The 19,877-nt window shown below is 44.1% G+C and carries 13 protein-coding genes, 1 pseudogene and 1 riboswitch; of the genes and pseudogenes, 10 read left to right on the forward strand and 4 right to left on the reverse strand.

Features of this window, described 5'->3' with window-relative positions; translation table 11 throughout:
- The first annotated feature begins 99 nt into the window (after window positions 1-99).
- The 5 genes from BLU58_RS07815 (at window position 100) to BLU58_RS17180 (ending at window position 5,780) form a co-directional block, all read left to right on the forward strand.
- Window positions 100-1,002, forward strand: a complete 903-nt coding sequence (locus BLU58_RS07815) for a phosphate/phosphite/phosphonate ABC transporter substrate-binding protein (protein ID WP_093291671.1) — start codon at window positions 100-102, stop codon at window positions 1,000-1,002.
- Window positions 1,003-1,093: 91 nt separating this feature from the next.
- Window positions 1,094-1,846 (forward strand): phosphonate ABC transporter ATP-binding protein, encoded by a 753-nt coding sequence (gene phnC / locus BLU58_RS07820; protein WP_093291672.1) that lies wholly within the window; start codon window positions 1,094-1,096, stop codon window positions 1,844-1,846.
- 17 nt (window positions 1,847-1,863) lie between these two features.
- Window positions 1,864-2,646 (forward strand): phosphonate ABC transporter, permease protein PhnE, encoded by a 783-nt coding sequence (phnE, locus tag BLU58_RS07825; RefSeq protein WP_093291673.1) that lies wholly within the window; start codon window positions 1,864-1,866, stop codon window positions 2,644-2,646.
- Window positions 2,643-3,449: a phosphonate ABC transporter, permease protein PhnE gene (gene phnE / locus BLU58_RS07830; RefSeq protein ID WP_072330786.1), complete on the forward strand. Its 807-nt coding sequence runs from the start codon at window positions 2,643-2,645 to the stop codon at window positions 3,447-3,449. Before phnE (BLU58_RS07825) ends, phnE (BLU58_RS07830) begins: the two co-directional genes overlap by 4 nt.
- Window positions 3,450-3,743: 294 nt before the next feature.
- Window positions 3,744-5,780 carry an alpha-helical endospore appendage domain-containing protein gene (locus BLU58_RS17180; RefSeq protein ID WP_093291674.1) on the forward strand — a complete coding sequence of 679 codons (2,037 nt, stop codon included), beginning with the start codon at window positions 3,744-3,746 and terminating at the stop codon, window positions 5,778-5,780.
- Between the two features lie 82 nt (window positions 5,781-5,862).
- Here BLU58_RS17180 and BLU58_RS07840 read toward each other — a convergent pair.
- Window positions 5,863-6,129 (reverse strand): annotated as a pseudogene (locus BLU58_RS07840) (ATP-binding protein); the annotation flags it as partial.
- A 167-nt stretch (window positions 6,130-6,296) separates the two neighbouring features.
- Here BLU58_RS07840 and BLU58_RS07845 point away from each other — a divergent pair.
- On the forward strand, window positions 6,297-7,112 hold the full coding sequence (locus BLU58_RS07845) for a squalene/phytoene synthase family protein (protein WP_093291676.1): 816 nt from the start codon (window positions 6,297-6,299) through the stop codon (window positions 7,110-7,112).
- 105 nt (window positions 7,113-7,217) lie between these two features.
- On the opposite strand, the gene BLU58_RS07850 is transcribed toward BLU58_RS07845, so the two are convergent.
- Window positions 7,218-9,074, reverse strand: coding sequence for a bifunctional homocysteine S-methyltransferase/methylenetetrahydrofolate reductase (locus BLU58_RS07850; RefSeq protein ID WP_093291677.1), 1,857 nt, complete (start codon window positions 9,072-9,074; stop codon window positions 7,218-7,220).
- Between the two features lie 15 nt (window positions 9,075-9,089).
- Complete coding sequence (gene metH, locus BLU58_RS07855; RefSeq protein ID WP_255404648.1) at window positions 9,090-12,545, reverse strand: methionine synthase; 3,456 nt, start codon at window positions 12,543-12,545, stop codon at window positions 9,090-9,092.
- An 88-nt stretch (window positions 12,546-12,633) separates the two neighbouring features.
- Window positions 12,634-12,802: riboswitch (SAM riboswitch) on the reverse strand.
- A 169-nt stretch (window positions 12,803-12,971) separates the two neighbouring features.
- Between metH and BLU58_RS07860 the strand changes: the two genes are divergently transcribed.
- The 3 genes from BLU58_RS07860 (at window position 12,972) to BLU58_RS07870 (ending at window position 16,642) form a co-directional block, all read left to right on the forward strand.
- On the forward strand, window positions 12,972-14,762 hold the full coding sequence (locus BLU58_RS07860) for a M3 family oligoendopeptidase (protein WP_093291756.1): 1,791 nt from the start codon (window positions 12,972-12,974) through the stop codon (window positions 14,760-14,762).
- A gap of 561 nt (window positions 14,763-15,323) precedes the next feature.
- Entirely contained in the window at window positions 15,324-16,160 is an 837-nt protein-coding gene (gene thyA, locus BLU58_RS07865) for a thymidylate synthase (protein WP_093291679.1), read from the forward strand.
- Window positions 16,160-16,642 (forward strand): dihydrofolate reductase, encoded by a 483-nt coding sequence (locus BLU58_RS07870; protein ID WP_093291680.1) that lies wholly within the window; start codon window positions 16,160-16,162, stop codon window positions 16,640-16,642. The genes thyA and BLU58_RS07870 overlap by 1 nt, the downstream gene beginning before the upstream one ends.
- Window positions 16,643-16,688: 46 nt before the next feature.
- Here the strand turns inward: BLU58_RS07870 and BLU58_RS07875 are convergent, their stop codons facing one another.
- Window positions 16,689-17,207: a GNAT family N-acetyltransferase gene (locus tag BLU58_RS07875; RefSeq protein WP_093291757.1), complete on the reverse strand. Its 519-nt coding sequence runs from the start codon at window positions 17,205-17,207 to the stop codon at window positions 16,689-16,691.
- A 303-nt stretch (window positions 17,208-17,510) separates the two neighbouring features.
- On the opposite strand from BLU58_RS07875, the gene helD reads away from it, so the two are divergent.
- The gene (helD, locus tag BLU58_RS07880; RefSeq protein ID WP_093291681.1) at window positions 17,511-19,841 is read left to right on the forward strand and encodes an RNA polymerase recycling motor HelD; all 2,331 of its coding nucleotides are present in this window, start codon (window positions 17,511-17,513) and stop codon (window positions 19,839-19,841) included.
- Window positions 19,842-19,877 lie beyond the last annotated feature (36 nt).

Genomic DNA, 19,877 nt, shown 5'->3' on the forward strand with positions numbered 1-19,877 from the left:
ATTATCAATTAATATACAAATCCTTTTGATGATTGTATGAAAACATGATACTATATCAGAGGACATTATTCATTCACATTTGAAAGGGGCATTCCATTCATGATGAAGAAAGTTCTGGCTAGCGGCCTTTCCCTCGTAGTCGCGGCCAGTGTGATGGCAGGTTGTACCAAGCCGAAAGATGAAGAAAAAGTACTGAACGTTCAGTTCGTACCATCTCAAAGTGCTGAGACTCTTGAGGCTAAAGCAAAACCTCTTGAAAAAATGCTTGGGGACAAGCTTGGTATGAAGGTAAAAGTTTCGGTATCCACAGATTATCCAACCATTATTGAGGCTATGTCTTCGAAGAAAGTGGATGTCGGATTCTTACCACCATCTGCTTATGTTCTTGCAAAACAGAAAAATGCAGTGGATGTTATCCTACAATCTCTTCGTTATGGAGTAAATGAGAAAGACGGATCCCCTACGAAAGACAAAGTAGAATACTATAAAGCGCAGTATGTTGTGAAAGCGGATTCACCGATTAAATCGATTGAGGATTTAAAAGGGAAAAAGATTGCATTCCAAAACGTAACTTCTTCTGCTGGCTATGTATGGCCTGCTGTTGAGATGAAAGAAGCAGGCATTGATCCAATTAAAGATGTAAAGCCGATTACGCTGAAAGGTCATGACCAAGCGATTCTATCTGTGCTAAACGGCGATGTGGATGCAGCGGCTACTTTCCAAGATGCTCGTAACACTCTTAAAAAGGAACATCCAGATATTTTTGCTAAAACAAGGGTGATCTATGTAACGAAGCCGATTCCGAATGATACGGTTGTAGTTCGCCAAGGTATAGACCCAGCTTTAAAAGATAAAGTAACACAAGCTTTCCTCGATTTATCAAATGATCCAAAGGCTGTAGAAGTATTCCGTAGCATCTACACCCATGAAGGCTATGTGAAGACGGACGATAGTAAATTTGCATCTGTTCGTGAGTACGAAACGAAAGCAAAAAAAGACTAATTTAAATTTTGTTTCAAGTGAAACAGCCAGAGAAAAACGACGACCAAGCTGTTTGGTTGTCGTTTTTTATGCGAATAGGGGAGAAACCAGAATGATCGAATTTAAAAATGTATCTAAGACATATCCAAATGGGACAAAAGGCCTGAAAAATATCAATCTTAAGATAGAAAAGGGAGAATTTATCGTGATTGTGGGTTTGTCTGGTGCAGGGAAATCTACTTTTTTGCGCTCAATCAATCGCTTGCATGAAATTACAGAAGGGGAAATCGTAGTCGATGGGAAATCGATTACAGCGGCTCGTGGGGGAGAATTGTTGAAGATGCGCCGTGATATCGGAATGATCTTCCAAAATTTTAACTTGGTTAAGCGATCGAGTGTACTACGCAACGTACTATCGGGTCGTGTCGCATATCATGGGACTCTTCGCATGTTACTCGGAATGTTCCCAAAAGAAGATAAAGATTTAGCGTTTCAAGCCTTGAATCGAGTAAATATGCTCGAAAAAGCATACTCCCGTGCGGACGAATTATCAGGTGGACAACAACAACGTGTTTCGATTGCACGTGTACTTGCACAGAAGGCAAAGTTGATCTTAGCCGACGAGCCAGTTGCATCCCTTGATCCACTAACAACGGAGCAAGTAATGAATGATTTAAAGCACATTAATGAACAAGATGGAATTACCACGATTGTAAACCTCCACTATATCGATCTTGCTCGCAAATATGCGACTCGTATCATTGGATTGCGTGCTGGTGAGGTCGTATTTGACGGACCAGTCGAAGAAGCGACGGATGAGCGTTTTGCGGATATTTATGGTCGTCAATTAGAGAAGATGAACTAAGAGGGGAGGAAAGTTCGATGGAGCAACAAATGAAGCTACTTTCTAAGCCGAGAAAAACGAAACACCTGCTTACGGCGGTTTTGTTATTCATCTTATTTTATGCGAGTTCGCTTAATACAAAGGCTTATGTAGAAGATTTGATCTCAGGTTTACCCAACATGCAATCGATTTTAGTCAGTATGGCGAGTCCGGACTGGAGTTACGTAGAACCTATTCTTACACCCGTACTGGATACGATTCGAATGGCGTTCATCGGGACTTTGTTAGGTGCTATCTTATCGATTCCGGTCGCTTTTCTAGCAGCAAACAATCTATTTAGTAAGTGGATTACGATTCCAGCACGTTTCATTTTAAATATCATCCGAGCCATTCCTGAACTGTTAATTGCTGCTTTGTTTGTAGCCATTTTTGGAATGGGAATGATTCCAGGTATCCTAGCGATTGCTTTTTTCTCTATGGGAATTATTACAAAATTACTATATGAATCCATTGAGACGATTGATCCAGGCCCCCTTGAGGCGATGACGGCTGTAGGGTCTAAAAAATTGGTTTGGATCCGTTTTGCTGTGGTCCCGCAAGTTCTTGCTTCCTTTACCTCCTATGTGCTTTACACTTTTGAGATTAATGTTCGTGCGGCGGCCATTCTAGGTTATGTGGGCGCAGGGGGAATTGGTGTCAATTATGAAAAAGTACTCGGCTTCTTACAGTATGATAAGCTTTCCACGATTGTCTTAGCTATGTTTGTCGTGGTAGTGATCATCGATTGGATTAGTACGAAGTTAAGGGAGAGACTGGTATGAAGATAGTAGATGTTCAAAAGCCAAAAACGCCAGTAAAGCAGCGCCTTATTAGATGGGGATCGGTTTCCATCTTCGTGTTGATCTGTATATGGGCGTTTGCTAGTATGCCTAGTATTGAGATCAAGGATACTGCGACAGAAACCTCACGAGCGATTGTAGATGGGATTCTTCATCCCGATTGGGCCTATGTGTATACGGGGGATGGAGAGGATTTAACGTTTTTAATGATTGAAACCTTAGCCATTGCCTTCTTGGGTACATTCATCTCTATCTTTATCTGTATTCCCTTTTCGATATGGGCAGCGAAAAATGTTGTTAAATGGAAGATCTTTTCAGGAGCTGGGAAGATTGTACTTAGCTTTGTTCGTACATTTCCAGAGTTAGTAATGGCCCTCTTATTTGTAAAGGTGGTTGGACCTGGTGCGTTTTGTGGAGTACTTGCACTCGGATTACACTCGATTGGGATGTTAGGGAAGCTAAACTCGGAAGAGATTGAGAAGATTGACATGGGACCAGTGGAAGCGATGTCAGCAGCGGGTTCTAACGGGATGAAGTCGTTCTGGTTTGCTGTCGTTCCGCAGGTTGTTCCACAATTCCTCTCCCTCGCTCTATACCGCTTTGAAATTAATGTTCGTTCTGCTACGATTCTCGGTATCGCAGGCGCAGGCGGAATCGGTGCTCCGATGATTTTTGCCATGCATAGCCGTGATTGGGACCGTGTAGGGATTATCTTGTTAGGTATCATTGTCATGGTAACCTTAATCGACTTTATTTCGGGGCGTATCCGTAGAAAGTTAGTGTAGTAGATTGGAATAAGAAAAGAAGCACTATTTTCCCACATGGTAAGGGAATGAGTGCTTCTTTTTACGTTTTTGCATTTATATCATCGCACGTTTTAATTGCAAAATGTAACGATAACGCACGATGAGGAAGAAGATAAGCTGAGCGATGAAGAAGGGGACAACCCCGATGAGAGAAGGGACAAACATGAGCCTATATCCAAAGTGTTTGTTTAGGACGATAATCTATAGCAAATTTAATTCAATATGAATATGTATAATAAGGATATTTATCATTTCTCATTAAGGGGTCATAACATGTCGCAAGCGAATATCCCTAACATCTCACCAAATATCTCGATTACTCGAGAAGACGCAGTAAATCTATTGCTATCATCTATTGCATTAGAAGAACTAGGCTTAAGTCATATTATTAACGCCGAGGGGGAAAAACTCCAATATGTTCTCGGAACGCTTCCCGGAGTCTCAACATCTTTCCAACCCACCATTAGCGATTTGCTCACGATCAATAATAGTGTTCGCGATACAATTAATGTAATCGGGAAGAAAGAATGGATCCTAAATGAAAAGTTGGAAAATGTGTTAGGCACAGATGTCACGAGGGGACCAACGGGATCGGCTGGAGCCACAGGGCCGACTGGTCCATCTGGAGGACCTCCCGGCCCTGCGGGGACTACGGGACCTCAAGGGCCCTCAGGTCCGGCAGGATCAGTTGGAACCACAGGGGACACTGGACCCACAGGGGCTACCGGGCCTCAAGGGCCGACGGGAGCTTTTGTTACAGGTGATTTCTTATTTTTGGTTCAAGGAAACTCAGGCGCAAACGGGAACGCTGCCCTCGGCTTTGGAGATACCCTCAACTTTATATCTGATACCTTAGAAATCACAGTAACGCCTGGTTCTGCCATCGTGAAACTAGAAGTTCCCACAGGCGCTAACGGAGCTACGGGACCTCAAGGAAACACAGGGCCTCAAGGACCCACGGGCGCGGATGGTGCGGATGGCACTACGGGACCTCAAGGAAACACAGGGCCTCAAGGATCCACAGGCACGGATGGAGCGGACGGCACAACGGGACCTCAAGGAAACACAGGGCCTCAAGGACCCACGGGCGCGGATGGAGCGGACGGCACTACGGGACCTCAAGGAAACACAGGGCCTCAAGGACCCACGGGCGCGGATGGAGCGGACGGCACAACGGGACCTCAAGGAAACACAGGGCCTCAAGGACCAACTGGAGCAGACGGAGCATCTGGACCTCAAGGAAACACAGGACCGACAGGATCTTTTGCAACAGGTGGCTTCTTATTTCAAGTTCAAGGAAATACGGGTGCAAGTGGAACAGCCTCTGTCGGATTTGGCGAAATGATGAACTTTATCTCCGATACCATTGACATTGATGTACTTCAAGGTTCTGCCATTGTTCGTTTGGAAGTAAGAGGTACCATGGATGCACAGTTCCTCTATGTAGCAAACTTTGGTTCCAATAACGTATCAGTCATTGATGTACCTTCCAATACGATTGTGTCTACGATTCCTGTAGGGGTGAACCCACAAGGAGTAGCAGTCAATTCATCCACGAATCGCATCTATGTAGCAAACTTTGGTTCCAATAACGTATCCGTCGTTGATGGTTCTTCCAATACGGTTTCAGATACGATTCCTGTTGGAAGTGGGCCATTTGAATTAGATGTCAATGCAGTCACGAATCGCATCTACGTATCGAATTCTAATTCTAATACCGTATCGGTCATTGATGGACCTTCCAATACGGTTATGTCTACGATTCCCATGGGGAGTAATCCACGAGGGGTAGGAGTCAACGCGGTCACGAATCGCATCTACGTAGCAAACTTTAATTCCGCTAACGTAACGGTCATTGATGGACCCTCCAATACGGTTTCAGCTACGATTACCGCAGGGAATGGGCCATATGGAGTAGGAGCCAATGCAGCCACCAACCGTATCTACGTAGCAAACTTTAATTCCGCTAACGTAACGGTCATTGATGGATCTTTCAATACGTTTTTAGCCACGATTACCGTGGGCCCGTCGCCAAATGATATAGGAGTAGACGCAGTTACCAATCGCAACTATGTAGCAAACTTTGCTTCCGCTAACGTATCGGTCATTGATGGACCTTCCAATACGGTTTCAGCCACGATTACCACAGGGGTTGGACCACGAGGAGTAGGAGTCGATGCAGTCACGAATCGCATCTACGTAGCGAATGCTACTTCCAATAGAGTAACAGTCATTGATGGAAATTCCAATACAGTTACAACCACGATTCCTGTGGGGATTGCGCCATTTAGAGTAGGAGTAAAATTTTAATAGAGTGTTTTTCATCCCTCCATAGAATCGACTCTGGAGGGATGAGTTTTGTTTCTAAATATTGACTTTCTGAGTATCTTTATCACACCTCAACCATCTGCAAATATAACCGTACTGTTGTCCCCGTGCCTACTTGAGATTCCAACTCCACTTGATGATCTAGCCGCTTACAGATCTCTTTTACCAGATAAAGCCCCATACCTGTTGACTCTCGATACTCCCTCCCGTGTTTCCCTGTGAAGAAAGGCTCAAACACACGACGAATGTCTTGCTTAGGAATACCGATACCATGATCGATTATCTCTAACACGGCTCGGTTCTCTTTCGTATAAGCGGCTACGACCACTTCTTCCCTAGAGTATATTTGGGTATCCCCCGTTTACTGGTGCAGAATTGGATTGTCGCGAATCGTTCTAACTTCGTTTTGTAGTGAATCTAATATTTTATTATACTAAATACGCAAGAAATCGATCGTTTTGGTAAAATATAAATATGATTAATCGGAGGTGTCAAGGTATGGGCCTGGAAATGGACAAGGCATTAGAGGTATTACAGTTAACGAGTCGGACGTTTTTTATTCCAATTACGAGACTACCAGATGGCTTGAAAGAGGCTGTTACATCGGCGTATCTCGCTATGCGTGCAATTGATGAGATTGAAGACCATCCTGATTTGAACAAAGAGATTAAGATTCAATTACTACGTGGTGTTAGTCTGATTCTACGAGAACCTTTTCATGCGGATGATATTAGACGTTTATTTGAGCCTTGGAGTTCTATTTTACCCGAAGTAACACTTCTCTTGCCTGAGTGGCTGGAGTTATGCCCAGAGGCGTTACATATAGAAGTATATCGCGCTACTGCTGTGATGGCTGACGGAATGGCGAAATGGTGTGATCGTCATTGGGATATTCGTGATGTGGCTGATTTAAATGAGTATACCTTTTATGTAGCTGGATTAGTGGGTCTGCTATTAAATGAGATTTGGAAATGGCATGACGGTACGCAGTGTGATACGAATCTGGCCGTTGCCTTTGGCCGTGGACTTCAAACAGTTAATATTATTCGGAACCGTGGGGAGGATTTAGCGCGGGAAGTAGATTATTTACCTGAGGGTTGGAAGATGGATGACTTATATGACTATGCGCGAAAGCAGTTAGAGCTTGCCGATCAGTATATCAAAAGCATTCAAACTCGTGAGATCTGGGAGTTCTGCCGGATTCCGTATGTGCTTGCTCTAGGGACGCTTAGAGCTATGGAGCTTGGAAATCAGAAGCTAACAAGGGAAGCGGTAGTTGAATTAGTGGAAAGTGCTCTCGCTTCTTCGAAGTAGAAGTAAGTCTGTGCTTCCAACATAAAATGAATCTCCACTATTTGTATACCTTTTATACAAATAGTGGAGATTTTTATGTTGAGAGTGTAATGGATCATAAGTAATTCATGCACTATCTTGAGCGGCACGTGCATCTTTTTCACGAATGTACCTGGTTAACTCGACGGTCATAGGCCAATAGGAAAATGGAGTAATGAGATAGATTCCGGGGAAGTAGGTCATCGCAGTATCGAGTAGGTCTTTGGCTATTTCTACGCCAATTTGTCTAGCTACAGCAGGATCCGAAATAGATTCGAAACGGCGGATCACATCATCTGCGATTTTAATGCCGGGGACTTCGTTGTGTAGGAAGAGGGCATTTCGGTATCCAGTAATCGGCATGATACCCACGAAAATCGGAATATCTAGATGACGAGTCGCTTCATACAGTTTGATAATGGTCTGTTTATCGTAGATGGGCTGAGTCATGGCATAGTCGGCGCCTGCTTGGATTTTCTTCTCTAGCCGGGCGACAGCCGATTCAATCTGCCGTACGTGAGGATTAAAGGCGCTTCCTACGATAAACTGAGCCTGTTGTTTGAGTGGGCGTCCTGTGAAGGCAAGACCTTGATTCATCTGTTTAATCATGCTGATGAGTTCAAAAGAGGTTACATCGTAGACGGAGCTAGCTCCCGGTAAATCCCCGATTCGAGTAGGGTCTCCTGTGATAACAAGAATTTGATCGATCCCTAAGGCATGTAACCCCATTAGATGTGACTGTTGGCCGAGTAAGTTTCGATCTCGGCAGGATACATGGATGAGCGGTTCGATTCCTAGTTGAGACTTGAGCAGTGCGCCTAAGGCAAGGTTGCTCATGCGCGCGGAGGCGAGGGAGTTATCGGCGAGTGTGATGGCGTCGACACCGGATTTATAAAGCTCTTGGGAACCGAGTAAAAAGCTTTGAACATCTAAGTCTTTCGGCGGATCGAACTCACAGATGATCGTTCTCTTTTGGGCGACTTTTTCTAAAACCGTTGACTCAGTCCGCTTAGGTGGTTGTGAAAGGATTTCGCACGCTTCCGGCACTACGGGAGGATTGATGCGAGTGATGGGGGTTTTGCTTTGTGCGATTTGCACAATTTCTTGAATGTGTGCAGGCGTCGTTCCACAGCAACCGCCAATAATCGAAACTCCTTGATTAATCAGAAGTTGAGCGGTTTCACCGAAATAGGATGGAGCTGATTTATAGCGAAGCTCACCATCACTTTCACCCAGTCGCCCAGCATTGGGGAAGGCACTGATGAGGAGATCTTGTGGGACGATGGTTTTTTCTAGGGCACGGATGATCTCAAGTGGACCCATCCGACAGTTTAATCCTACACCCGCAGCACCATGCTTTTGTAGTTGCGCGAAAGCATCCGTAAGGGAATGTCCATCTCGAGTCCGAGAGACTTCCAGAAGCGAGAGTTGGGCGACGATGGGGGTATCGGTTAGCGGTCGAATTGCGTTGATGGCGATCAGTAGCTCCTGTAGGTCCATAAATGTTTCGAGTAAGATGATATCCACGCCTGCATGGAGAAGGGCCGTCGCTTGTTCTTCATATAGATCGTGATATTCATCTGAGTCATATTGGGTCACGCGTCCGGCGACAATGGAGCCAATGGAACCTGCGATATACGTATCCGATTGGATGGATTCACGTGCGATTTTAACCGCTTCTCGATTGATGCGTGTTACTTTATGCCCATATCCGTAGCGCTCAAGGCGTTCACGATTTGCGCCGTAGGTATTGGTGGTGATTAGTTTAGAACCAGCTTGCTCATAGGCTTGATGGACATCGGCGATCATTTTGGGATGTGTGAGGTTGTAGAGCTCATAGCAGGTTCCAACAGGTGCTCCTTGTTGATAGAGGTACGTGGCTATAGCTCCGTCCCCTACTACAAGATGGTTTTTCAGATATTCAAGTATTCCAATTCCTTTCATCTGAGGTCCTCCTGTCTAGATTGCATTAAAATAACGAGCTTGGGGATGGGAGAAGACGATGGCGGTGACGGATGCCTCTGGTTCCATCATGAATCCATCCGTTAACTGGACTCCAAGTTCCTCTGGTTGTAGTAAAGTAAACAATTTTTGTTGATCTTCTAAATCTGGACATGCAGGGTAGCCAAACGAAACACGAATGCCACGATAGCGTGCTCCAAAGCGTTGTTTCATCGTAAAATCGACAGGATCTGGGAATCCCCATCGGGCGCGAATCATCTCATGGATCCGTTCGGCACATGCTTCTGCGATCTCTAAAGCGGTCGCTTGCAACAGATGGGAGCGGAGGTACTCGCCTTGCTCTTTCCACTCCTGAGCGAGTTGTCTGACGCCTAAGCCAGCCGTGACTGCAAATGCGGCCATAGAGTCCATTTCTCCAGTGGAGACATCGCGGACAAAATCGGATAGACATAGATGAGGGTCTTTTGTTTGTCTAGGAAAGAGAAATTTTTCTCTAATCTGCGCGTTTGATTGATTGGTTTCGTATAGGAAAATTTGGTTTTCCTTACTCTGAACAGGGAAAAATTGGTATACACCTTTTGGCTGAAGCCAGTTGTTTTTCACAATCTCCGTCCATAGTTCCTCCCAAATCGTCTTTAATTCCACTGCTTTTTCGTTTCCTTCTGCAAATAGCTTTTCTACATTTCCTTTTAGTCCTAAATGATGTCCAAATAGCATTTGTTCGTTCAGATAGAGTCGTAATTCGGAAAGAGGAAGCTCGCGATAGATATGGCGATCCCAATCGGGCGGAGAAAACAATTCCGGGCGCGGATCGACTGTACTTCTGACAGGTGTAGAAACAATAGGTGCAGAGGTAGGCTTTTGTTCTGTTTTTTGTTCGCTTTCTTGCTCTAACCTCTGTTGTTCTAGCTGATCTCGCCCAGTGGGATTCACAAGTTGATTACAGAGATCGAGGCCGTTCATCGCATCTTTTGAATAGAGCACCAAACCTTGGTACTGGGGAGCAATTCGTGTTTCGGTAAATTTGCGAGTGAGAGCGGCTCCGCCTACTAAAATGGGGATATTAATACCCGCATCTTGGAGATCCTGCGCGGTTGTCACCATTTGTTGAGCTGATTTGACAAGTAAGCCAGAAAGTCCAATCGCATCTGGTTTCTCGCGATGGGCTGCTTCGATGATTTGATCGGGTGGGACTTTGATCCCTAAATTAATGATTTCAAAGCCATTATTGGCTAGGATGATCTCCACGAGATTTTTTCCAATATCATGGACATCCCCTTTTACGGTAGCGAGGATGATCTTTCCCTTCCTCACAGAATCCGTCCGATCCATAAACGGCTCCAGAAAAGCAACAGATGCCTTCATTACCTCTGCACTTTGCAATACTTCTGCGACGATTAATTGATTATCGTTAAATAATCTCCCCACTTCATCCATACCAGCCATGAGAGGCCCGTTGATAATTTCTAACGGCTCCCATTGCGCTAACGCGAGTTCCAGATCAGGAAGGAGTCCATCTTTACTTCCCTCGATGACGTATCTAGCTAGTCTCTCTTCTAAAGGCAACTGTTCCATACTCGGTTTTTTATCCGTCACCACTTTCCCACGATAATAAGCGGTAAACTCGGCGAGTACGGCCTCGTAATTATCGTGATTCGTGCGGAGTAAAAGCTCTTCTGCTAGTTTTTTCTCATGATCAGGGATCGAGGCATAGCGCTCTAACTTTTCCGTGTTTACAATAGCGTAGTCTAAGCCCGCCTTAGTGCATTCATATAAAAAAACAGCATTTAGCACTTCACGACCTGCGGGGGGAAGACCGAAGGAAACGTTGGAAACCCCTAAGATGGTGGCGCATTCGGGGAGCTCCTTCTTGATCAAGCGAATCCCTTCAATCGTCTCGAGTGCAGAGCCGATGTACTGTTCATCCCCCGTTCCAACAGGGAAGACGAGCGGATCAAAAATAATATCGTGTCCTAGTAACCTCTCTTGGTCCACTAAAATCTGATAGGAACGCTTTGCTACTTCCAATTTGCGCTCGCGTGTAACGCCCATCCCTTTTTCATCAATCGTTCCAACGACGACTGCGGCTCCAAAGTTTTTGATCAGCGGTATCGTTTCTCGGAACCGGGTTTCACCGTCTTCTAAGTTGATCGAATTCAAAATGGACTTTCCCTGGATAAACGTAAGTGCCCGGCTCATTACTTCTAAACTGGTAGAGTCAATCATGAGCGGCGTCTTTACTTTCTTGGTTATAAAGGGCAAAAATTGTTCCATATCGCTCGTTTCGTCGCGATCAGGATCAGCAAGGCAGATATCGATGATGTGAGCGCCCGCTTTTACTTGACGGCGCGCGATATCGGATGCTTCATCAAATTTTTCCTCCGTAATTAATCTCTTAAATTTTCGAGAGCCGATCGAATTCGTTCTCTCTCCTACTAGTAAGGGACGGTTATCTGCTTCAAGAAATACAGGATCGATGCCAGATATTGCAGGGCCATGCGGTGGAGAGAGGGTCCTCGGTTTCTTCCCTTTCATCTTCTCGGCAATCTCTCTTATGTGATCAGGAGTGGTTCCACAGCACCCTCCGACAATATTTAGCCATCCAGCATCCGCAAAATCTTCTAATTTTTGAGCGAGAGAGAGGGGTGTTTCAAGATATCTCCCTTCTTCATCAGGCAAGCCGGCATTGGGGTAACAGCTTACGGAACTAGTAGTTAAAGCGGATAATGTGCGCAAATGATCTTTCATAAACTCCGGTCCGGTTGCACAGTTTAGTCCTATCGAAAGCGGCTTTAGATGCTCTAGTGAAAGGGTAAACGCTTCGATGTTTTGCCCTGCTAGTGTGGTTCCCATCGGTTCAATGGTGCCTGAAATCATGATGGGGATCTCTTTTTTGAGTTCGGCAAAGGCACGTCGAACCCCGATTCCAGCCGCTTTCACGTTGCAAGTATCTTGTGAGGTCTCGATCAAAAGGGTATCGACTCCTGCTTCGATCAATACTTTTGCTTGTTCGTAATAGGAGTCAGCTAGTTCTTGAAAGGTAATGCCTCCTGTAACAGATAACGTTTTCGTAGTGGGTCCAATCGCGCCAGCTACATAGCGTGGCCACTCTGGAGTGGACCATTTATCTCGTGCTTCGATAGCGACTCGTACGGCTTCTCGATTGATCTCAGTAGTTTTATCTTGTAAATCATATTCAGCTAGAACGACAGAGGTAGCACCAAATGTATTCGTTTCTACTATGTCTGCTCCCGCCTCATAGTAGGAATCATGCACCCGGTGAATCAGGTCGGGGCGAGTCAGATTTAGCATTTCATTACACCCGTCGTACTCCTCACCTCCAAAATCAACTGCGGTTAAATTCGCTTGTTGCAGTACTGTGCCCATGGCACCATCTAGAATCAAAATTTTGTGCTGTAACTGTTCGGATAAGGTAGGTCGCTCACTTTTCACCATTGGTAGCCCCTTTCTGGAATGATCGCATCAAAAAACGCCTCTCATCTCTGATCGATGAAAGGCGTTGAGTAGGCAACATCCTCGGGTCTCATCTCTCAGAGAAGTTCTCTGCAGGAATTAGCACCTTATTAAAGCTTACTTTTCTGATCAACTTGTCGATCGATCGAAATAGTCGACAAGTTGGACCAAGTCGTAAGCATTTAATGGGTTGCCGGGCATCATCGGGCCAGTCCCTCCGCCACTCTGGATAAGAAATATTTAGTTTTTAATTTTGAGAAAACTTTGCTTTTAGTATATGTAGTTTTTGAATAGATGTCAATATATTAGGTATAGATAGTGCACTTTTCCAATGGAAGGTTTACAATGGGTTTAAGATGCTTCTATATCAAAAATATTCGTGTGGAGGTTGTTTTATTCATGACTATGACTCAAAAATATGAAATGAATTGGGATTTGGAAGTGTTTTTTGAAGGTGGTAGTTCTTCACCTACATTTATGGCACTATTGGAACAATTAAAAAGTGAAATCCCAGCGTTAAAAAAAGAGTTGGAGAAGGTGAAGGAAGAAGCAGGAGTAGAGATTTGGCATGATCTTTTAACCCGTTATCAAAAACTGTTGAGTCTAACCTATCAAGCGTATTCTTTCGTTGACTGTCTAACTTCTGCTGATGTGAAAGATGATAAAGCAAAAAATTTGGGAGGTCACGTTCAAGCGATTCATGCTGATTTATTGGCCGCTTCCACTGTTTTAGAAGCAGAGCTTGCTAAGATGTCTGATGAAAGTTTTACGGCTTTAGTGAGCGATGCTGAGATAGAACGAATCGCATTTAACTTAGCAGAAAAGCGCAAAGCTTCCTTAGATAAAATGGCTCCGGAGATGGAAGAACTAGCAGGGGACTTGAGCGTAAGTGGTTATCATGCATGGTGCGATGTGTATGCCTCTGTTGTAGGTCGTATGGAAATTCCATTTGAAGAAGATGGAGAAGAGAAAAAGCTATCTGTCGGACAATTATTTACCCGCTTCCAAAGTCCAGATCGCGCGGTTCGTAAAGATGTCTTTCAGAGGTGGGAAGCGGCTTGGGAGAATGAATCTGAATTGATCGCTCTGGCGTTAAACAACCTAGCTGGATATCGTCTTGCTTTATACAAACACCGTAAATGGGATAGTGTCCTAAAAGAGCCCCTCGAGATGAATCGTATGTCAGAAGAAACGCTTACTACGATGTGGGAAACCATTAACCAAAATAAGCATCGTTTGACCCCGTTCTTTGAACGAAAGGCGAAGATGATGGGTGTCGAGAAGTTAAGTTGGTACGATGTAGACGCTCCTCTACCAGCTGGAAGTAGCAAAGTAAGCTATGATGAGGCGGCTGCATTTATTACGGAGCAGTTCCAGCAATTTAACCCTCAAATGGCTGAGTTTGCCAAAATGAACTTTAAGGATCGTTGGATCGAGGCAGAAGATCGTCCGGGCAAGCGTCCAGGGGGCTTTATGACCGATTTTCCAGTTAACAATAAAGGTGAATCTCGGATTTTTATGACATTTGCAGGAACCCCTGGATGTGTATCTACATTGGCTCATGAATTAGGCCATGGATATCATACATATGTGATGAGAGACTTACCGATATTAGCGCAACGATATGCGATGAATGTAGCGGAGACGGCTTCTACCTTTGCCGAAATGATCGTGATCGACGCAGCGATCACCAAAGCAACGGATAGAGAAGAAAAAGTGGCTCTATTAGCTGAGAAAATTCAATCGGCTATCGCGTTCTGTATGAATATCCATGCACGTTTCTTGTTTGAAACGAAATTCTACGCAGCTCGTAAAAATGGCCCAGTAAGCAAAGATTCTCTAAATGAATTAATGGAGCAAGCACAGAAGGATGCTTTTATCAATTTATTAGCTGAGTATCACCCAACCTTCTGGGCTTCCAAACTTCATTTTTACGGAACCGATGTACCTTTCTATAACTTCCCGTATACATTTGGTTACCTGTTCTCTACCGGAATCTATGCCCGTGCTCTAGCAGAAGGGTCGTCATTTGCTGATAAGTATGATGCCCTTTTAAAAGATACTGCTAGCATGAGCGTAGAAGAATTAGCCTCTCGCCACTTGGGAGTTGACCTTACTAAGCCAGACTTCTGGCAAGATGCGCTTGATCTCGTAGCCGCTGATGTGGAAGAGTTCTTAGCGTTGACGAATGAGTAAGAGGAAATAGTTAACAGATAAACTCGCTCTTTTTTCGATACCTATCAGGGAGTATGATAGTGATAGAAAAGGGGCGAGTTTGTTGATTGAGCGATAGAAAATAGTCCGGGCCCGGGGCAATGTATCTGCTCACAGCTCCAATAGTGAACCTGCGAAGATGTGAAAACGCAAGTCCGCTCCGTCATTCTCTGCTTCGGGCAAGTGGCAAAAACTCGCAAAAACCGCTCAAACATTTGCCACAAAACGCCCTAGCTTCAAATGACTGCGCTAGGTAGGCTCACTAACATCGCTGAGAGTAGACACATATGCCCCTCTTCCCAACTCCATTTACTAGTTGCGTAATTGGTGTTATAAGTAAACAAAATCTATCGAGAGTCTATTTGATTACGGCGATCTTATAGATCCTACTTAGCGGAGCGGACTTGCTTTTCCACATCTCTGTAGGATCGGTAGTGAGCAGTGATCAAATAGACTCTCTGGTCTCGACACCCCAATAACCCTAAAAACAGCTAACAAACAGCTAACAAACAAACCCGACCTACAACGAAAGGACGTTTACCTTTGAGTCAAGCAGATCAAGTCTATAATCAACTCGTGCAAGATATCCTCGACAACGGACTGTGGGATAACGATCAAGACGTACGAACGAAGTGGGATGATGGTGAGCCAGCCCACAGTAAAAGTGTGATGAATCGGAGCTTGCTTTTCGATTCTCAGGAAGTCCCGATTCTCACGACGAAAAAAGTAGCATGGAAAACAGCGATTCGTGAACTCCTCTGGATTTGGAGAGATAAAGATAATAACGTTGAAAATCTCGAAAAACAAGGCGTCGGAATCTGGTCGAAGTGGAAGCGGGAAGACGGGACGATTGGAAAAGCATATGGCTATCAATTGGGGAAAAAATGTCGTGAGGTGAACGGTACCCTCGTTGACCAAGTGGATTACCTATTACATACTCTGCGCCATAACCCTAGTTCTCGGCGGATTATGACTACACTTTGGGATATCCAAGACCTCGATGATATGGCCTTGCAACCATGTGTATGGTCTACGCATTGGATGGTAAAAGGGGGCAGATTGCATCTCTCCGTTAAGATTCGGAGCAACGATATATTAGTAGGAGGGCCATTTAATTACTTCCAATATTACGTCCTCCAACGGATGGTGGCCCAAGTGTCGGGAATCGAGATAGGAAATATTCATTTTCACATAGACGATGCCCATTTGTACGATCGGCATATCGAATCAGCAGAGCAGCAGCTTTCCCTTCCGGAGTATCCAGCCCCGACTCTGTGGATAAACCCAGAAATTAAGAGTTTCTATGACTTTACTATCGATGATTTCCAATTAATCGATTACCAACATGGTCCAATCATGAAGTTGGAGGTAGCCGAATAATGTTTTATCTAATCGCTGCTAGAAGTTTAAATGGAGTTATTGGAGATAATGGAGAAATGCCTTGGGGAAGGACGATGCCGATTGATCTTCGCAATGTCAAAGAATTAACCACGGGTCATCCCGTTCTCATGGGAAGAAAAACATACGACTCGATTGGACGAGCGCTACCTAATCGGAGAAATATCATCCTATCAAGAGAGGTAGACCTCATTATCCCAGACTGCGAAGTAATGACCTTTGCAGAAGTGCTGAACACCACATTTGATAAGCCTGCATTTGTATTCGGTGGAGAGCAGATCTATCGACTTTTTGCTCCGTACATCTCGAAAGCGTATATCACTGTGATTGAGCATGAGTTTGAAGGGGATACCTACTTACCTGATTTGCCTGGAGAGTGGATAGAGATTTCTAGAAAGCATCATGCGAAGGATGATCAAAATGCATATGACTGTACTTTTTATGTCTATGAAAAAGTGAAATAAAAAAATGTATCGTAGGAATATGGATTCCTACGATACATTTTTTTATTTACACTTGCGACCTATTCCATGCAAACAGATTGATTTCTTCTTGGTCATTGGGCAGATGAATCAAATTTTCAAACTGCAATCCTAACTTCTCTAGGAGTTTAATAGAATGATGATTTCCTTGCTTCGTGATTGCCACGATGCGATTTAGTCCTAGTGAATCTTTTCCATATGTCATGACCCGTGTGGCAGCTTCATAAGCATATCCTTGTCCTTGATACTGAGGCAAAAAGGCAAATCCGATATCGATATCTTCCAGCGACTCTCTTTTCATGAGACCACAGATGCCAATAGGGGCTTGATCCTCTTTACGTTCTACTAATAGAAAACCTAGACCAAGCTCCTTATACATTCGAACAGGTCCATTTAATATGAAATTCTTGGCGTCTTCGATGGTCCGAACTCCTCTGTCACCTATAAATTTTAGCCAAGAGGGATCGTTTAAAAGTTCTAGGATAAATTCAGCATCACGGATGGTTTGAAAGCGAAGGACGAGACGTTCTGTTTCAAGAATTTCCAGAAATAATGGCACCTACCTTCCTCATATGGATCATAAACATATCATCATTTCATTATATCTTATACTTTCAGTAGATTTCTTTTTTTGGCTTTAAACAAACCCTACAAAATTGTAAGACAGAGTAAGCTAAAACGTTAGCTCTCTGTGCTAAATATAAATCTTGATCCACAACTAAAACCATAGTAAAATGAGAGATGCCAATTAATTGGATTTATCACTTTACTATGGTTTTACTCTATTATATCTTATCGGTTAAATGTGGGGTTGTCAACTGTTTATCACAAATTTTTTTGGAGGGATGTTATGAATAAGAGTCATCCTGAATGGAATCAAGAGCAAGATAGGGTAGAACAAGTGACAGAGAAAGTGAGGGTGAAGGAACAATCGCTTAGTGAAGAGGCTGGCGGGGTGCGTTCGGAGATTGTAGATATTCGGAATCGATTTTGGGAGGATGTTTCTGTTAACTTTGAGGAGCCGGATGATGCGATTGAAACCGCGGCTAGTATGAAACAGCAAGCAGAAGTTTTATCTGAGCGAGAGAGATCCCACCGTCTTATGCATAAACAAGGAAACATTCTTCGCCGCCTTCGGGATAATCCCTATTTTGGACGGATTGATTTTCGTGAAGCAGCGGGTGGCGTGGTGCAAGAGACAGAGGCCATCTATATCGGGATCGCTTCTTTTTATGATGAGGAAACGGACGAATTTCTCATCTACGATTGGCGGGCTCCGATTTCTAGTATGTACTATGATTATACACCCGGTCCTGCTGGCTATCAGACTTTAGATGGCCGGATTTCAGGGGAGATAGAGCTAAAGAGGCAGTTTTTAATTCGTCGCGGACAGATTCAGAGTATGTTTGATACAGGAGTTACGATTGGGGATGAGTTGCTCCAGGAAGTGTTAGGGCAAAATTCGGATTCGCAAATGAAAAGTATTGTGGGAACGATTCAGCGAGAGCAAAACCAGATTATTCGAGATGAGAAGAGTAAGCTCCTCATCGTTCAGGGGGCGGCAGGTAGTGGGAAAACGTCTGCGGCCTTACAGCGAGTCGCCTATTTACTGTATCGGCATCGAGACACCTTGAGTGCGGATCAAATCCTACTCTTCTCGCCCAATGCGATGTTTAATAGCTACATTGCGACGGTGTTACCTGAACTGGGCGAAGAAAACATGCAACAAACCACATTTCAAGAGTATTTAGAGCATCAAGTTGGAGGGGACTTGGAGGTGGAAGATCCGTTTAGCTTGATGGAGTACACGTTGTCGCAAACCAATCAAGATGGCTATCAGACCCGGATGGAGGGGATTCGCTGGAAGGCGGGGATGTCATTTTTAGAGTTGATTGAGAAATATATGGAGCAACTAGGTCAAAACGATTTGCGATTCCAAGACCTAGTGTTCCGAGATCAGATTATTGTATCGAAATCAGAGATAGAAGAGCATTTTTATGCCTACGATCAAAAGTTGCCGATTCCCAATCGCTTGAAATTGACTGCAGATTGGATTCTAAAGCAGTTGCGCCAGTTTGAAGTGAGTGAGCGTAAAGCAGAATGGGTTGATGAAGAAATTGAACTGCTCGATAACGAGACATACTATCGAGTACATCAACGCTTGCAAAAGGAAAAAGACTTTACGGATTCTACTTTTGATGATTTTGATCGGGAACGGACATTGCTTGCCCAGCTGTTGCTAAGAGATCTGACTAAGCCACTCCGAAAAGGAATTGAGAACTTCACCTTTGTTGATGTGTTCGAGACATATCGACAATTATTTACCAAGCGAGATCTTGTTTCGAAGTTTCAGGATATTGCGGAACAGACAGTAGATCGACTAGATAGTAAAACATTACCTTATGAAGATGCGACCCCGTACGTGTATTTTAAGGCGTTGCTACTAGGTTTCCAAATCAATACGAAGATTTGTCATGTCTTTATTGATGAATCGCAAGATTATTCTCCGTTCCAATATGCCTTTCTTCGCCGGCTGTTCCCAAGGAGCAAGATGACGATTCTAGGTGACCTGAATCAATCGATCTATGCCCATACTAAGGATGTAATTGGATTTGAACCTCTCTGTGGCTTATTTGAAGGGGAACACATCGAGAAAGTCGTGTTAACGAAAAGCTATCGTTCGACGAGACAGATTGGAGAGTTTACTCAGCAGTTGTTAATCGGAGGAGAGAAGATTGAGCCGTTTGATCGACCTGGTAGGCTACCTACTATAGCGCAAGTATCGGATGAACAGGAGCAGTATCAACAGATTTACCAGTGGGTATCGGAACTCCAAGAGCGAGGACATCAATCTATCGCGATTATTTGTAAGGATCATCAAGCGTGTGAGCAAGTTTTTGAAAAACTTCGGGATGAGATTCCGGTCTCGTTGATTAAGAAGGCTACGCTATCTTTCGCGCAAGGAATCATTATCATCCCCACTTATTTATCAAAGGGAATCGAGTTTGATGCTGTTATTTTGGTCGATGCTTCCGATCGGTGCTATCACCGAGAAGAAGAGAGGAAACTTTTTTACACAGCTTGTACAAGGGCTATGCATGAGCTGTATTTATGCAGTAGAGGGGAAGTAAGTCGATTTTTGGCTGGGGTAGAAGAAGGCTTATATAAAAAGATCACATAGTAGTAATAAGGAAGAATGACAATAAAACACTGCTGG

Origin of the sequence: Thermoactinomyces sp. DSM 45892 (assembly GCF_900107305.1) — a bacterium.
GTDB lineage: Bacteria > Bacillota > Bacilli > Thermoactinomycetales > Thermoactinomycetaceae > Baia.

Bases quoted from the DNA above. Each gene is read 5' to 3' on its own strand.
- BLU58_RS07870 (WP_093291680.1), top strand. From the start codon at position 16,160: ATGTTTTATCTAATCGCTGCTAGAAGTTTAAATGGAGTTATTGGAGAT.
- phnE (WP_093291673.1), top strand. From the start codon at position 1,864: ATGGAGCAACAAATGAAGCTACTTTCTAAGCCGAGAAAAACGAAACAC.
- BLU58_RS07845 (WP_093291676.1), top strand. From the start codon at position 6,297: ATGGGCCTGGAAATGGACAAGGCATTAGAGGTATTACAGTTAACGAGT.
- BLU58_RS17180 (WP_093291674.1), top strand. From the start codon at position 3,744: ATGTCGCAAGCGAATATCCCTAACATCTCACCAAATATCTCGATTACT.
- BLU58_RS07850 (WP_093291677.1), bottom strand. From the start codon at position 9,074: ATGAAAGGAATTGGAATACTTGAATATCTGAAAAACCATCTTGTAGTA.
- helD (WP_093291681.1), top strand. From the start codon at position 17,511: ATGAATAAGAGTCATCCTGAATGGAATCAAGAGCAAGATAGGGTAGAA.
- BLU58_RS07815 (WP_093291671.1), top strand. From the start codon at position 100: ATGATGAAGAAAGTTCTGGCTAGCGGCCTTTCCCTCGTAGTCGCGGCC.
- phnC (WP_093291672.1), top strand. From the start codon at position 1,094: ATGATCGAATTTAAAAATGTATCTAAGACATATCCAAATGGGACAAAA.
- phnE (WP_072330786.1), top strand. From the start codon at position 2,643: ATGAAGATAGTAGATGTTCAAAAGCCAAAAACGCCAGTAAAGCAGCGC.
- BLU58_RS07860 (WP_093291756.1), top strand. From the start codon at position 12,972: ATGACTCAAAAATATGAAATGAATTGGGATTTGGAAGTGTTTTTTGAA.